The organism is Alphaproteobacteria bacterium (genome assembly GCA_019635875.1).
Classification (GTDB): domain Bacteria; phylum Pseudomonadota; class Alphaproteobacteria; order Reyranellales; family Reyranellaceae; genus JAFAZJ01.
On the sequence record JAHBYP010000001.1, the window covers coordinates 1,111,879 to 1,125,588 of the forward strand.

15 protein-coding genes are annotated in these 13,710 nt (G+C 68.4%); 6 read left to right on the forward strand and 9 right to left on the reverse strand.

The genetic code is table 11. From position 1 onward, the window contains the following. Window positions 1–6 precede the first annotated feature (6 nt). The 4 genes from KF889_05570 to KF889_05585 are packed head-to-tail and all read right to left on the reverse strand — an operon-like array spanning window position 7 to window position 2,372. Entirely contained in the window at window positions 7–234 is a 228-nt protein-coding gene (locus tag KF889_05570; protein MBX3498894.1) for a hypothetical protein, read from the reverse strand. An 11-nt stretch (window positions 235–245) separates the two neighbouring features. Continuing rightward, window positions 246–1,622 (reverse strand): aromatic ring-hydroxylating dioxygenase subunit alpha, encoded by a 1,377-nt coding sequence (locus tag KF889_05575; protein MBX3498895.1) that lies wholly within the window; start codon window positions 1,620–1,622, stop codon window positions 246–248. Between the two features lie 16 nt (window positions 1,623–1,638). Then, window positions 1,639–2,184, reverse strand: coding sequence for a 3-phenylpropionate/cinnamic acid dioxygenase subunit beta (locus KF889_05580; GenBank protein ID MBX3498896.1), 546 nt, complete (start codon window positions 2,182–2,184; stop codon window positions 1,639–1,641). Beyond that, on the reverse strand, window positions 2,181–2,372 hold the full coding sequence (locus tag KF889_05585) for a hypothetical protein (protein MBX3498897.1): 192 nt from the start codon (window positions 2,370–2,372) through the stop codon (window positions 2,181–2,183). The genes KF889_05580 and KF889_05585 overlap by 4 nt, the downstream gene beginning before the upstream one ends. 145 nt (window positions 2,373–2,517) lie before the next feature. Here KF889_05585 and KF889_05590 point away from each other — a divergent pair, with 145 nt between their 5' ends. Beyond that, window positions 2,518–2,832 carry a HigA family addiction module antidote protein gene (locus tag KF889_05590; GenBank protein MBX3498898.1) on the forward strand — a complete coding sequence of 105 codons (315 nt, stop codon included), beginning with the start codon at window positions 2,518–2,520 and terminating at the stop codon, window positions 2,830–2,832. 155 nt (window positions 2,833–2,987) lie between these two features. On the opposite strand, the gene metH is transcribed toward KF889_05590, so the two are convergent. The 4 genes from metH to KF889_05610 form a co-directional block, all read right to left on the reverse strand. Continuing rightward, window positions 2,988–5,630 carry a methionine synthase gene (gene metH, locus KF889_05595; GenBank protein ID MBX3498899.1) on the reverse strand — a complete coding sequence of 881 codons (2,643 nt, stop codon included), beginning with the start codon at window positions 5,628–5,630 and terminating at the stop codon, window positions 2,988–2,990. Then, the gene (locus KF889_05600; GenBank protein MBX3498900.1) at window positions 5,630–6,685 is read right to left on the reverse strand and encodes a homocysteine S-methyltransferase family protein; all 1,056 of its coding nucleotides are present in this window, start codon (window positions 6,683–6,685) and stop codon (window positions 5,630–5,632) included. Before KF889_05600 ends, metH begins: the two co-directional genes overlap by 1 nt. Before the next feature lie 114 nt (window positions 6,686–6,799). Then, window positions 6,800–7,729, reverse strand: a complete 930-nt coding sequence (gene metF, locus KF889_05605; GenBank protein MBX3498901.1) for a methylenetetrahydrofolate reductase — start codon at window positions 7,727–7,729, stop codon at window positions 6,800–6,802. Then, window positions 7,726–8,694, reverse strand: coding sequence for a metalloregulator ArsR/SmtB family transcription factor (locus KF889_05610; GenBank protein ID MBX3498902.1), 969 nt, complete (start codon window positions 8,692–8,694; stop codon window positions 7,726–7,728). Before KF889_05610 ends, metF begins: the two co-directional genes overlap by 4 nt. A 209-nt stretch (window positions 8,695–8,903) precedes the next feature. Between KF889_05610 and KF889_05615 the strand changes: the two genes are divergently transcribed. From KF889_05615 to KF889_05635, 5 genes are all read left to right on the forward strand, one after another. Continuing rightward, the gene (locus tag KF889_05615; protein ID MBX3498903.1) at window positions 8,904–9,671 is read left to right on the forward strand and encodes a VacJ family lipoprotein; all 768 of its coding nucleotides are present in this window, start codon (window positions 8,904–8,906) and stop codon (window positions 9,669–9,671) included. Window positions 9,672–9,694: 23 nt separating this feature from the next. After that, window positions 9,695–10,273 carry an ABC transporter substrate-binding protein gene (locus tag KF889_05620; GenBank protein ID MBX3498904.1) on the forward strand — a complete coding sequence of 193 codons (579 nt, stop codon included), beginning with the start codon at window positions 9,695–9,697 and terminating at the stop codon, window positions 10,271–10,273. 150 nt (window positions 10,274–10,423) lie between these two features. Beyond that, the gene (gene cysE, locus KF889_05625; GenBank protein ID MBX3498905.1) at window positions 10,424–11,224 is read left to right on the forward strand and encodes a serine O-acetyltransferase; all 801 of its coding nucleotides are present in this window, start codon (window positions 10,424–10,426) and stop codon (window positions 11,222–11,224) included. 241 nt (window positions 11,225–11,465) lie between these two features. After that, window positions 11,466–12,371: a M23 family metallopeptidase gene (locus KF889_05630; protein MBX3498906.1), complete on the forward strand. Its 906-nt coding sequence runs from the start codon at window positions 11,466–11,468 to the stop codon at window positions 12,369–12,371. A gap of 56 nt (window positions 12,372–12,427) precedes the next feature. Continuing rightward, the gene (locus KF889_05635) at window positions 12,428–12,775 is read left to right on the forward strand and encodes a RidA family protein (GenBank protein ID MBX3498907.1); all 348 of its coding nucleotides are present in this window, start codon (window positions 12,428–12,430) and stop codon (window positions 12,773–12,775) included. A gap of 57 nt (window positions 12,776–12,832) precedes the next feature. On the opposite strand, the gene KF889_05640 is transcribed toward KF889_05635, so the two are convergent. Then, window positions 12,833–13,648, reverse strand: coding sequence for a hypothetical protein (locus KF889_05640; protein ID MBX3498908.1), 816 nt, complete (start codon window positions 13,646–13,648; stop codon window positions 12,833–12,835). Between the last annotated feature and the right edge of the window lie 62 nt (window positions 13,649–13,710).

Consider the following 13,710-nt stretch of genomic DNA (forward strand, 5'->3'; position numbering starts at 1 on the left):
GCGATCTTAGTCCAGGCTCGACGCTCCGGCTGGCGGGCGGCCCAGGGCGACGACATCCTGCGCGAAGACCATCTCTTCCTGCCCGACCAGCGTTGGGTCGCGCGGCGAGGAAAGATAGCGTGCGAACAGCCAGACCCCGTCGCCCGGATTGTCGACGATCTCGGCCTCGGCGCCATTGACGAGGACGACCGAGGTTCCCGGCGCGAGGTCGCGGATGTTCACCGGCGCGCTCATGCCACCGGCCTCTATTCCGCCGCCTTCTGCTCGCGCCTGCGCCAGGTCGCGAGTTGCGACCAGTCGTCAGCCTCCATGAATTCGGCCCAGCGGCGGTAGAAGTTGCGCATCGGCTGCTCGCTCGACTGCACCTCGGTGAGGTCGATCACCTCGCCCGGCACGCGCAGGCCCTGGTACTCGTAGTCGGTGACCGCGGTGCCGCTGCCCTGATCGTAGTTGTAGGGAAAGCGCCGCGCGATCGTGCCGCGACTCGCCGCATGCGCGTAGTTCCAGTTCTCCATGTCGTCCTGCTCGGTCATGCCGGCGGGACCGGAGTAGCGGATGTAGTAGTCGCGCAGGAACCGCTTGACCTCGCCGGGCGCGTCGCGATCGACGAAGAACCAGCGCCAGCATTCGGTTTCATGCGGACCGCGCGGGTGCCATGCCGCCATCGTCCGGGGCTGGCGCGACAGCAATGCGGTATTGGGAAAGATCTCGCCAGGCGCGCCGATCAGCCGCGCCTCCTCGCCGCGCAGCCGCCGCCGCTCCGCCTCGCAGTGGCGGAAATACTCGGCGACGATCGGCGCATTCTGGTAGGCGGGCGGCGGCGATCGATCCGCGGGCAGCAGGTAGTGGATGGTCTGGTGGCCGCGGTCGGGCATGCAGACATGCAGCCGGCGGCTTATCTCGCGCTCGCCCATGTCGCGGCGGCCAGCGCCCGACGGCCCGATTCCGGCGAGGTCGACCGAGCGGTGGCTGATATTGTGGTAGGTGTCGCCGCTGAAGTTCTCAGCCGGGAACTTCCAGTTGCACGGCACCCGCCATTTCTGGATGCCGCCCAGCACCTCGGCCTGGCCCTCGCGACCGTCCCAGCCGTCGAGCTGAAGATCGAGGTAGCGGGTGAAGTCGCCGAGATACTCCCTGAAGGGTGGAGCGGACGGATCCCAGGTCGCCCAGATCGAGCCCTTGTAGTTCTCCAGTTGCGCGACCTCGACGAGGCCCCATTTTTCCTTGTCGAGCCGTGAGTGGTAGGCCTCGCGGAAGTACGGCACGCCGACCAGGCGCCCGTCGGTGCCGTAGCTCCAGCCGTGATAGGGGCAGGTGAAGACGCTGGTCGAGCCCTCGTCGTAGCGGCACACCTTCATGCCGCGGTGGCGGCAGGAATTGAGGAAGACGTGAACCCGGCCGGCCCGGTCGCGGCACAGGATGACCGACTCCTCGCCCATCGACGACACGAAATAGTCGCCCGGCCGGGGGATCTGGCTCTCGTGCCCGACATGCAGCCAGGCGCGCGCGAAGATGCGTTCCTGCTCCTCGGCGTAGATGTGCTCGTTGACGAAGATCTCGCGGCTGATCTCGCCCGCCTGCAGATTGACCAAGCCGGAGCGATAGCCCGTGGTTGCCTTCATCGCCATCGCCGCCACCTCAAATGAAGAAGGTCAGGTTCTTTGACAGCAGCACGTTCTGGTCGAGAATGATCCTGCGCCGCGCCAGAAGCCAGCCGGCTTCCTCGCGCCTGAGCGAATCCTCGCGCTTGCCGACGAGGATGTCGGTCTCGGTCTCGACGCGGTTGCGATAGATCAGGAAGCGGCAGCTGACCGAGACCTCCCGGGGCGCGGCGAGCGAAGGCTCGGCGCTGTGGACCTGCACGTTGGTCACGAGATGCGAGAGACGCGAGTGCGGCTCCTCGGCCCAGTGGATGCCGGTCTCGATCTGCTTCACGCGCCGGGTCAGGGTTTCCTTGCCCTCGTCGAACCAGTTGATGTCGCTGTCGGCGCGTGTGAACTCGCGGTCGTCCTCGCCGAACTTGACGTTACGCCGCATCGGCATCCAGTAGCGGATGTCGTCGGCCAGCAGGCCGAGCCATTCCTGGTAGCGCCGCTGATCGAGCAGCTCCGCCTCGCGATAGAGGAAGCCGGCGATCTCCTCGCCGAGCAGCAGCCGGTCGATACGCGCCTCGCGCTCGCTCATGGTTCGTCTCCGTGGCGCGCAATCCGGTGCCGGCCATGCGCTCGGGCCGGCGCCAGCATATGCGCGGCCAACGTCGCCGTGGCCTCGGGCCGGATATCGTGCGCGGCGAGGTCGCGTCCGGCCGCCATCAGGTCCGGCACGATCGGCCCTGCCGTCGCGCCCATGCCGACAAATCCGATGCGCATCATGCTTCCCCTCTGGCCGGCGGCGTGCGCCAGCCGACCGGGTGAAACTTGGACGACCAGGTCAATCGAGCCTACAAAGAGGGTGATTGTCGATCAAGGGAATGGACCGTGGCGACTGCGCTTTCGCGTCCATGACGGAGATGCTCACATGTCGAAATCATCGACCGTCACTAGGCGCGGAACGCTGCCGCCGGTCCATCCCGGCCGGTTTCTGCGCCGCGAGATGACAGCGCGCGATCTGTCGGCCAACGCGCTGGCTCGCGGTTTGCGCGTGCCACCAGGACGCATCGTCGATATCGTCAACGGCAAGCGCGCGATCACGCCGGAGACGGCGCTGCGGCTCGGGCGCTACTTCGGCAATGGCGGCGGGTTCTGGCTGACATTGCAGACCAACTACGATCTCGCCTCGGCCGAACGCGAACACGGCGCGCGCATCGCGGTCGAGGTGCTCGCCGCCGCTTAGCGGGACGCGTGGCCAGTCAAGGGCAGCTGTCATCCCGAGCGCAGCGAGGGATCCAAGGAAGCTGCCTGGATCCCTCGCTGCGCTCGGGATGACAGGTGCATCTGAGTAGCCGCACGCCGCTTTGAGAAGAGCCGGCGGGTCGCTGGTGGTCCCAGTTATGAGTTGTAGCCGAGGTTCGGGCGCAGCCAGCGTTCGATCTGCTCAACCTCGACGCCGCGACGTCGCGCCATATCCTCGACCTGGTCACGGCCGATGCGCGCGACGCCGAAATACTGCGCCTGGGGATGGGCGAAGTAGTAGCCCGACACCGCCGCCGTCGGCAGCATGGCGAAGCTCTCGGTCAGGGTCATGCCGGCGTTCTGGCCGGCGTTGAGCAGGCGGAACAGCTCGGGCTTCTGGCTGTGGTCGGGGCAGGCGGGATAGCCCGGCGCCGGGCGGATGCCGCGGTACTTCTCGCGGATCAGCTCGGCGTTGCTGAGCGCCTCGTCGGGCGCGTAGCCCCACAGCGTCTTGCGCGCGCGCTCGTGCAGGCGCTCGGCGAAGGCCTCGGCAAGCCGGTCGGCCAGCGCCTTGAGCAGGATGTCGGAATAGTCGTCGTGCGCGGCCTTGAAGCGCTGGAGATGCTCCTCGATGCCGTGGCCGGCGGTGACGGCAAAGCCGCCGATCCAGTCGGCTTCGGGCGAGATGAAATCGGCCAGGCACATATTGGCGCGGCCGGCGCGCTTCTCGACCTGCTGGCGCAGGAAGAACAGACGCGACAGCTCCTTGGTCCTTGTCTCGTCGGTGTAGAGCACGACGTCGTCGCCCTCGCGGCGGCAGGGCCAGAAGCCGACCACGCCCTTCGCGGTGAGCCACTTCTCGCGCACGATGCGCTCGAGCATCTTGCGCGCGTCGTTGTAGAGCCGGCGTGCGCTCTCGCCCACCACCGCGTCCTCGAGGATCGCGGGATAGTTGCCAGCGAGCTCCCAGGCGCGGAAGAACGGCGTCCAGTCGATGCGCTCGACCAGCTCGTGCAGCGGGTACTCGGCGAAGACGCGCGTGCCGGTGAAGGCCGGTTTGGGCGGCGTGTAGGAAGACCAGTCGATCCTAAACTCGTTGGCGCGCGCATCGGCCAAGGAGGCGAGCTTCTCCTTGCTGCCGTCGCCGCGCTCGACGCGGATCGCCTCGTACTCGGCGGCGACCCTGGTGGCGAAATCCGTGGCCTGCGTGTCGGAGGTCAGCGCGGTGCAGACGCCGACGGCGCGCGAGGCGTCGAGCACATGCACGGTCGGGCCCTGGTACTTGGGCGCAATGCGCAGCGCGGTGTGCACCTTCGACGTCGTGGCGCCGCCGATCAGCAGCGGGATCCGGAAATCCGAGCGCGTCATCTGCTCGGCCACGGTCTGCATCTCGTCGAGCGACGGCGTGATCAGGCCGGAGAGGCCGATGATGTCGGCCTTGTTCTCGTTGGCCGCCTTGAGGATGTCCTGGTAGGGCACCATCACGCCGAGGTCGATGACCTCGAAGTTGTTGCACTGGAGCACGACGCCGACGATGTTCTTGCCGATGTCGTGGACGTCGCCCTTGACCGTCGCCATGACGATCGTGCCCTTGGCGCGCTGTCCTTCGGACTTCTCGGCCTCGATGTAGGGGATCAGGTGCGCGACGGCCTTCTTCATCACGCGCGCGCTCTTGACCACCTGCGGCAGGAACATCTTGCCGGCGCCGAAGAGATCGCCGACCACGTTCATGCCGGCCATCAGCGGGCCTTCGATCACCTCGATCGGCTTGGCCGCGACCTGGCGCGCCTCCTCGGTGTCGTCGACCACCCACTGGTCCATGCCCTTGACCAGCGCATGCTCCAGCCGCTTCTCGACCGGCCACGAGCGCCACTCGGCGTCGACGGTCTCGGCGGCCGCGCCGGTGCCCTTGTACTTCGGCGCCAGCTCCAGCAGGCGCTCGGTGCCGTCGGGCCGGCGATTGAGGATCACGTCCTCGCAGGCGTCGCGCAGCTCCTGCGGAATCTGGTCGTAGACCTCGAGCTGGCCGGCATTGACGATGCCCATGTCCATGCCCGCCTGGATGGCGTGATACAGGAACACGGAGTGCATCGCCTTGCGCACCGGCTCGTTCCCGCGGAAGGAGAAGCTGAGGTTCGACACGCCGCCCGAAATACGCGCGTGCGGGCAGGTCGCCTTGATCTGCCGCGTCGCCTCGATGAAGTCGACGCCGTAGTTGTTGTGCTCCTCGATGCCCGTCGCCACGGCGAAGATGTTGGGATCGAAGATGATGTCCTCGGGCGGGAAGCCGACCTCCTCGACCAGCACCTTGTAGGCGCGCTGGCAGATCTCGACCTTGCGCTGGATGGTGTCGGCCTGGCCCTTCTCGTCGAAGGCCATGACGACGGCGGCCGCACCGTAGCGCCGGAGCTTGCGCGCCTGCGCCTTGAACGGGTCGATGCCCTCCTTCATCGAGATCGAATTGACGATCGGCTTGCCGGCGACGCATTTCAGGCCGGCCTCGATCACGCTCCATTTCGAGCTGTCGATCATGATCGGCACGCGCGCGATGTCGGGCTCCGCCGCGACCAGCTTGAGGAAAGTCTCCATCGCCTTCTCGGAATCGAGCAGGCCTTCGTCCATGTTGACGTCAATGATCTGCGCGCCGTTCTCGACCTGCTGGCGTGCGACCTCGATCGCGGCGTTGTAGTCGCCGGCGAGGATCAGCTTCTTGAACTGCGCCGAGCCGGTGACGTTGGTGCGTTCGCCGATGTTGATGAACGAGGCGCGTTGCGCCTGTGGCTGGGGTTCGGCGGACATCAGAAGAAACTCGCCGCTTCCATTCCAGACAGGCGCAGGGCCGGGATCAGGCTCGGCTTCTGCCGCGGCGGCAGGTCGCGCACCGCCTCAGCGATTGCCTTGATATGCGCCGGCGTCGTGCCGCAGCAGCCGCCGACGACATTGATCCAGCCGGCCTCGGCCCATTTGCGCACCAGCTTGGCAGTCAGCTCGGGCGGCTCGTCATAGGCGCCCATGTCGTTGGGCAGGCCGGCGTTGGGATAGACGCAGACCAGGCTGTCGACGCGGCCGTTCATGTCGGCGACGTAGGGCTGCAGTTCGGTGGCACCGAAGCTGCAGTTCAGCCCCATGGTCAACGGCCGCACGTGGCGGATCGAATGCCAGAAGGCCTCGACCGTCTGGCCCGAGAGGTTGCGGCCGGCGAGGTCGGTGAGCGTCATCGAGACCATCACGGGCAGCTCTTCGCCGAGAGCCTCGGCCGCCTCGTCGGCGGCCACCAGGGCCGCCTTGGCGTTCAGCGTGTCGAACACCGTCTCGACCAGGATGAAGTCGACGCCGCCCTCGAGCAGCCCGTCGATCTGCTCGCGGTAGATGGCCTTGACCTCGTCGAAGCTCACGGCGCGATAGCCCGGATCGTTGACGTTGGGCGAGACCGACAGCGTCTTGTTGGTCGGGCCCAGCGCGCCGACGACGAAGCGCGGCTTGCCCGGATCCTTCGCGGTCCAGCGGTCGGCGTGCTCGCGCGTGATCTTCGCGGCGGCGATATTGATCTCGCGCGCCATGGTCTGGATGCCGTAGTCGCTGAGGCTGATGGCGTTGGCGTTGAAGGTGTTGGTGGCGACGATGTCGGCGCCGGCGGCGAGATAGGCGTCGCAGATCTCGCCGACGATCTCCGGCCGCGTCACGTTCAGGAGGTCGTTGTCGCCCTTCTGGTCGTGGTTGAAACTGCGGCCGCCGCGGAAGCCGTCCTCATCGAGCCTGTAGCTCTGGATCATCGAGCCGTAGGGCCCGTCCTTCACCAGGATGCGCTCCTGCGCGATCTGCAGCAGCAGGTCGGCTTTCTCACTGCGGGTCATGTCACGGATTCCGATAGCTCGTTGTCGTCCTGAGCGCAGCGAAGGACCTTGCGGTGCTGCGTCCGGATGCGATGGTTCGATGTGGCCGCCATGCCGCGAGGTCCTTCGCTGCGCTCAGGACGACGGGGTGCGTGCCGGCCGGACGCCCAGCAGATGGCAGATGGCGAAGGTCAGGTCGGCGCGGTTCAGCGTGTAGAAGTGGAAGGCGTTGACGCCCTCGCTCTCGAGGCGGCGGCAGAGATCGCCGGCGACGGTGGCGGCGATCATGCGGCGCGTCTCGACGTCGTCGTCGAGGCCCTCGAACATCTCGGCCAGCCAGCCCGGCACCCTGGCGCCGCACAGGCCGGCGATGCGCCTGACCTGGGCGAAATTGCTGACCGGCACGATGCCGGGCACGATCGGGGCGTGGATGCCCATCGCCCAGGCCTGGTCGCGGAAGCGCAGATAGTCGTCGGGCTCGAAGAAGAACTGGGTGATGGCGCGATCGGCGCCGGCGTCGATCTTGCGCTTGAGGTTCAGCAGATCCGAGGCCGTGTCGGCCGAGTCGGGATGCTTCTCGGGATAGGCCGCGACGCTGATCTGGAAGTCGCCGATCTTCTTCAGGCCGGCCACCAGCTCGGCGGCGTTGGCGTAGCCCCCGGGATGCGCGGTGTACTTGCCGCCCATGCCCGAGGGCGGATCGCCGCGCAGGGCGACGATGTGGCGGATGCCGGCGTTCCAGTAGTCGCGCGCGACCTCGTCGATCTCCGCTTTCGTCGCGCCGACGCAGGTGAGATGCGCCGCGGGGTCGACACCGGTCTCGCGCTTGATGCGCACCACGGTCTCGTGCGTGCGCTGGCGGGTCGAGCCGCCGGCGCCGTAGGTGACGGAGAAGAACGTCGGCTTCAGCGGCGCCAGACGCTCGACGGCGCCCCACAGCGTCTGCTCCATCGCCTCGGTCTTGGGCGGGAAGAACTCGAAGGAGACGGCGAGCTTGCGCGGGGCGCGGGCCGGGAACTCGGCGAGGGGCGCGGCATGGCTGAGCGGGCCGGTGTCGGGACTCATCGCGAATTCTCCTGCAGCGGGGCGCCGGTCTCGGCCGGCACGACGGCGGTATCGGCTCTCGGCTTGGTGGCGCGCCAGATGCCCACCATCAGGCGCTTGCCCGGCAGGTGCAGCGGCGGCGCGGCGTCGAGGCCGGCGGCGCTCAGCCAGCCGGCGACCTGGTTGTCGGCGAAGCCGAGATGGACATGGGCGTGCTCGCGGCGCAGCTCGACGAGATCGTGCGGCGCGAAGTCGACGATCAGCGCCGTGCCGCCGGGCGCCAGCACGCGCGCGGCCTCGCGCAGCACGGCGGCGGGATCCTCGGCATAGTGCAGCACCTGGTGGATCGACACGACGTCGAGCGACATCGAGGCGAAGGGCAGGGCGTACATGTCGGCCTGGCGGATCTCGACCTGGGCTAGGCCGGCGCGCGCCAGATTGGTGCGGGCCACCGCCAGCATCTCGCGCGACTGGTCGATGCCGGTGGCGCGCTCGGCGTGGCGCGCCAGCACCTCGAGGATTCGGCCGGTGCCGGTGCCGATGTCGAGCAGCGAGCCGACATCGTCGGGCAGCAGGCCGACCAGGGCCTTCTCGATCTCGGCGTCGTCGATGTGCAGGGCGCGCAGCTGGTCCCAGCGCTCGGCGTTGGTGCGGAAATAGGCGATGGCGCGGTTCTCGCGCCGGCGCCGCAGATCCTCGAGTCGCGCCAGGTCGCCTTCGGCGCCCAGCTTGGCGACGATCGCCTCGACCACCGGGGCCAGCTCGGGATGGCGCGCCAGCCGGAAATAGGCCCACTGGCCCTCGCGGAAGCGCTCGAGCAGGCCGGCCTCGACCATCAGCTTGAGGTGTCGCGACACCCGGGGCTGGCTCTGGCCCAGGATGTCGACGAACTCGCTGACGGTCAGCTGGTCGCGCGCCGCCAGCGCCAGGATGCGCAGCCGCGTATCCTCGGCCGCCGCCCGGAGCAACAGGAGAAGGTCTTCCATATGGCTACATAAAGATATATTTATATAGAGGTCAAACCAAAACTTCTAATGTCTGAAAAAAGCCGACATTGAGCAAAGCCCACGCGGATATCGGGGAAAATTTGCCGTTGTGAAATGAGCGCCCGCGCAAGCATACTGCCTCACCCTTCCGGGCCCTCGGGATAGGCGAGCAGGTCGCAACGAGAATGATCAGGTATCTACTGTCCCGAGTGCGATTCGGCCTCGCGGTCGTGCTGGTGGCCGCCACCACGGGCCTGGGCGCCTGCGCCTCGCAGGAGCCCGGCGAGCCGTGGGATCCCCTGGAGGTGCCCAACCGTTTCATGTTCGCGATCAACCGCACCATCGACATGTTCGTCGTGCGGCCCCTGACGGTGACCTACAAGTTCTGGGTGCCCGAGCCGATCCAGCGCGGCGTCACCAATGTCGTGCACAACCTCGGCGAGCCGGTCACCGCGATCAACGAGGTGGCGCAGGGCGAGCCGTCGCGGGCGGCCCAGACCATCGCGCGCTTCCTGGTCAACACCACGATCGGCATCCTCGGCATCTTCGACGTCGCCAAGGAGCTCGGCATGCCGCCGACCAAGGAGGATTTCGGCCAGACCATCGCCGTGTGGGCCAAGGCGCCGCCGGAGGACGGCGGCCCCTATCTCGTGCTGCCGCTGATCGGTCCGTCCAACGCGCGCGACGCGGTGGGCCTGCTGGTCGACTATGTGATCGACCCCTTCCGCATCCTTACCTGGCAGCTCGACGTTGAGTACCTGATGTATGCGCGTGCCGGCGTCACCTTGGTCGACGCCCGTTCGCGCACCATGCAGGCACTGGACGACATTGAGAAGAACTCGGTCGACTACTACTCGGCGCTGCGCAGCGCCTACACGCAGAGGCGCGTGGCCGAGATCCGGCAGAAGGGCGCTCCCCAGACCGCGTCGATCGCGCTGGTCGCGTCGGGGCGGCCGGAGCTGGGTTTCGCGCGCTGACGCACCATCGGATGGAGGCTCATGTGACGACGTTTCGGCGTTGGGTCGTGACGTGCGTGGTCGCGTCGGCGGCGATGGTCCTGGCGGCGTCGGGCGCCGCCGCCCAGGAGGCGGCGCAGGTCGTCGAAAGGATGGCGAGCCAGGTCCTGGCGACGGTCAAGACCGGGGCCTCGGACGCCGAGCGCGAGCAGCAGATGACCCAGCTGTTCCGCGCCAATTTTGACATCAATGCGATCGGCCAGATGGTGCTGGGCCGGCACTGGAACAGCGCCACGCCCGACCAGCGCAGCCGGTTCATGACGGCCTTCGAGAAGGCCGAGATCCGGGCCTATTCGGGCCGCTTCAAGAACTACCAGGGCCAGACGCTGACGGTCGGCAGGGTCACCTCCAACGGCGCCTCCCAGCTCGTCGACTCGCAGCTGGTGCAGCCCTCCGGCGGACAGCCGATCCGCATTGTCTGGGAGATCGCCCGCGGCAAGGTGGTCGACATCTCGGTCGAGGGCGTCAGCATGGGCATGACGCGGCGCTCCGACTTCAATTCCTATGTCAGCCGCAACGGCCTCGACGCGCTGATCGCCGAGCTCGAGCGCCGCGGCGGCTGAACCACGCGCTCGCGTGACCCTCACGCTTCGCGTGAGTGGGATTGCTGCAGCGCGCGCTAAAACTCATGTGAGGGCGGCTTGCGCCGGCGCGCGCGCGCGGCGAGAGTCCTGCCACGAACCCGGCCAGTACTGCCGCGGGAGGACAGTCGCATGGACAGCAATGTCATCGCCAGGGTCGCCGCCGTCGACCCGATCTGGACCGAGATCCGCGAAGCTGCCCAGGACCTGGCGCGCGCCGAGCCGGCGCTGGCCAGCCTGCTACACGCCGCGATCCTCAGCCAGCCGCGCTTCGAGAGCGCGCTCAGCTATCACCTCGCGCGCATGCTGGCGACCAGCGAGACGCCGGCCATGCTGATCCGCCAGACGCTTGACGAAGCGATCGCCGGCGACCCCGAGATCGGCGTCGCCGCGCGGGCCGATATCGTCGCCGTCTACGAGCGCGATCCCGCCTGCCGCTCGCGCCTCGATCCTTTCCTGTGGTTCAAGGGATTCCACGCGCTGCAGACCCACCGCGTGGCGCACTGGCTGCTCGGCCGCGGCCGGCGCGGCATGGCGCTGTTCCTGCAGAGCCGCTCGAGCTCGATCTTCGGCGTCGACATCAACCCGGCCGCGCGCATCGGCAAGGGCATCATGATCGACCACGCCACCGGCGTGGTGATCGGCGAGACGGCGGTGGTCGAGGACGGCGTGTCGATGCTGCAGGGCGTGACGCTCGGCGGCACCGGCAAGGAAACCGGTGATCGCCATCCCAAGATCCGCCGCGGCGTGCTGATCGGCGCCGGCGCCAAGGTACTCGGCAACATCGAGGTCGGCGCGCGCGCCAAGGTCGCCTCGGGCAGCGTCGTGCTGCACCCGGTGCCGGCGGGCTGCACCGTCGCCGGCGTACCGGCCAAGGTCGTGGGCTGCGTCGACTGCGACGAGCCGGCGCTGGAGATGGACCAGCGCATCTGAGGGCGACCGCCGGCCCCTTCACGTCGGCCCCTCGTCCCGGCAGAGTTCTCGTATCCGGCTGGTGTGCTGGGTTGGGGCCGCGCCGCTCCGGCCGCGCTCATGATGGGTGATTGCAGCGACGCTGCCCGAACGTCGTCGAGAACCGCATCGTGGTCGCAGCGCGCCATGACCATGTGTCCTCGCCCTGACCTCGCGCCGGGGATTCACATCGGAGCCGGGTTCGGGTAGTGTGCGCGTTCAAATGAACGCGCATCGCTCCCCCTCGCGATCGCTGCCGTTCGTCGCCGCGAAGCGGGTTCTCGTCGCCCTGGCCATGCTGTTCATGGCCGCCTGCGACCGGACCTACAGCGGGCGTGAAGGCACGATCGAATATCCCGGTTCGGGCGCAAGCCCCAACGCCGTCGCGATCTATGTCACGAAGCAGGGCGATACGCTCGACGCCGTCGCCTCGCGCTTCGGCGTGCCGCGCGACGCGATCATCCAACGCAACGGTCTGAGGGAGCCTTACCGGCTGCGCCCGGGGACGAGCCTCGCGCTGCCCGGCGCGCGTGTCGTCGACACCAGCGCGGCGCGCGATGCGCCGCCGCCGTCGGCACCGGCGCCTGCGGGCGGACCCGCGCCAGCGGGCGGCCGTGTCACATCCACTGAACTTCCGCCGCCATCAGGCACACCGGCGGCTGCACCGCCACCGCCGACATCGGCCGCACCGCAGCCGCCCGCCGATCCGGCGCCGCGCATGGCGCCGCCAGCATCCGCGCTGCCCGGCGCGGCGCCGCGCTTCGACTGGCCGGTGCGCGGCCGTACCCTGGCGGGCTTCGGCCCGCGTGCCGGCGGCCAGCGCAACGACGGCATCGACATCGCCGCCGCCGCGGGCACGCCGGTGAAGGCGGCCGACGGCGGTACCGTGGTCTATGCGGGCAACGAGGTGCGCGGCCTGGGTAACCTGCTGCTGGTCAGCCACACCGGCGGCTACATCACCGCCTATGCCCATCTCGACAGGATGTCGGTGGCCAAGGGCGCGACGGTGCGCAAGGGCCAGACCATCGGCACGGTCGGCACCTCGGGCGGCGCATCGGAACCGCAACTGCATTTCGAGATCCGTCACCGCAACAAGCCGGTCGATCCGGTCGGCCTGCTGCCGCGCTGACTCTTTCTCGCCTTGTTTGCTAGGGTGCGCTCCGTCTCGTTCAACGGAGGGAAAGTATCATGGTCGAACGCATCAACGCCGGACCGCGCATGAGCCAGGCGGTCGTGCACGGCAACACCGTCTATCTCGCCGGGCTGACCGCCGACGACAGCAAGGCCGACGTCAAGGGCCAGACCAAGCAGATCCTCGACAAGATCGACGCGCTGCTCGCCAAGTCCGGCACCGACAAGAGCAAGATCCTTTCGGCCAATATCTGGCTCACCGATATCGCCACCTGGAGCCAGATGAACGAGGTGTGGGACGCCTGGGTGGCGCCCGGCAACACACCGGCGCGCGCCACCGTCGAGGCCAAGCTCGCCGCGCCGGGGCTGAAGGTCGAGATCATGGTGCAGTGCGCGAAATAGCCGCCGCCACGACAACCCCGACAACGACGGCGCGCCCCCTGCGGCGCGCCGTTCTCGTTACGGGTTGGAGTGATTGAAGATCACGGCGCCGTGGGCGCGGGCGAAGGCCTCGGTGCAGATCGCGCCCGTGCGGCCCTTGAGCCTGGGGTTGCGCGCCTCGAGCTGCTCCAGCGTCACATTCTCCTTCACGCGCGGATGATGGACGCAGACCGCGCCGTTCTCGTCCCACCCCGCTTCGAAGCGCATGCCGGGTACATCCTCGGGCGGCTGGATGCCGAGCGCGTCGGAGACGTTGATCTTCATGCCGTCGCGTGTCATCGGCTCATCGCGGCCGCCATAGTCGCCGCGCAGCATGCGCACGCAGGCGCGGTGCAGGGCGAGCAGGGGCCGGCCATCGGCGCTCGTCGCCCAGGGCCGGTAGCCGAACCGGGCGCACTTGGCCATGGCGCCCGACGTGCAGAGGATTTCCAGGCGCCCCGGCTCGGCGGGGCGGAGAATGCCGTCGCGGCCGGCCCGACCGGCGACCGGGAAGCCGACGCGGCGGCCGTCGGGGCCGGGCGTGCAGTGCGTTGTCCAGCGGCCATCGGCGCCTTCGACGGACAACGAATGCAGCCAGACGTCGGACGCGTAGTCGGTGGTGTCGCGCTCGACGGCGTCGATGCGCACCCTCACCGATCGCTTGCCGACGCCGATGGTCAGAATGGCGCCAACCAGCGAATCGGAATGGCGTTCCCGTCCGTCCGTCATCGTCACGCGGAAGCGGCTGTCGACGACATCGACGCGCGCGACCCGCCGGCTGTCGGGCGCGGCCGCGGCGGTGCCGGCCTGGAGGGCGGCGAGTAGCGGCAGGACCTGGCGGAGGATGGCGTGCACGAATGGAACTCCCTGACGGTGTGAACGCGAAACGGGACCGGCGGCGAGCCGGTCCCGTGGTG

What these genes read in the sequence shown, in the direction of transcription:
- KF889_05570 (MBX3498894.1), bottom strand. Translation starts at nt 234, where the DNA reads ATGAGCGCGCCGGTGAACATCCGCGACCTCGCGCCGGGAACCTCGGTC.
- KF889_05575 (MBX3498895.1), bottom strand. Translation starts at nt 1,622, where the DNA reads ATGAAGGCAACCACGGGCTATCGCTCCGGCTTGGTCAATCTGCAGGCG.
- KF889_05580 (MBX3498896.1), bottom strand. Translation starts at nt 2,184, where the DNA reads ATGAGCGAGCGCGAGGCGCGTATCGACCGGCTGCTGCTCGGCGAGGAG.
- KF889_05585 (MBX3498897.1), bottom strand. Translation starts at nt 2,372, where the DNA reads ATGATGCGCATCGGATTTGTCGGCATGGGCGCGACGGCAGGGCCGATC.
- KF889_05590 (MBX3498898.1), top strand. Translation starts at nt 2,518, where the DNA reads ATGTCGAAATCATCGACCGTCACTAGGCGCGGAACGCTGCCGCCGGTC.
- metH (MBX3498899.1), bottom strand. Translation starts at nt 5,630, where the DNA reads ATGTCCGCCGAACCCCAGCCACAGGCGCAACGCGCCTCGTTCATCAAC.
- KF889_05600 (MBX3498900.1), bottom strand. Translation starts at nt 6,685, where the DNA reads ATGACCCGCAGTGAGAAAGCCGACCTGCTGCTGCAGATCGCGCAGGAG.
- metF (MBX3498901.1), bottom strand. Translation starts at nt 7,729, where the DNA reads ATGAGTCCCGACACCGGCCCGCTCAGCCATGCCGCGCCCCTCGCCGAG.
- KF889_05610 (MBX3498902.1), bottom strand. Translation starts at nt 8,694, where the DNA reads ATGGAAGACCTTCTCCTGTTGCTCCGGGCGGCGGCCGAGGATACGCGG.
- cysE (MBX3498905.1), top strand. Translation starts at nt 10,424, where the DNA reads ATGGACAGCAATGTCATCGCCAGGGTCGCCGCCGTCGACCCGATCTGG.
- KF889_05630 (MBX3498906.1), top strand. Translation starts at nt 11,466, where the DNA reads ATGAACGCGCATCGCTCCCCCTCGCGATCGCTGCCGTTCGTCGCCGCG.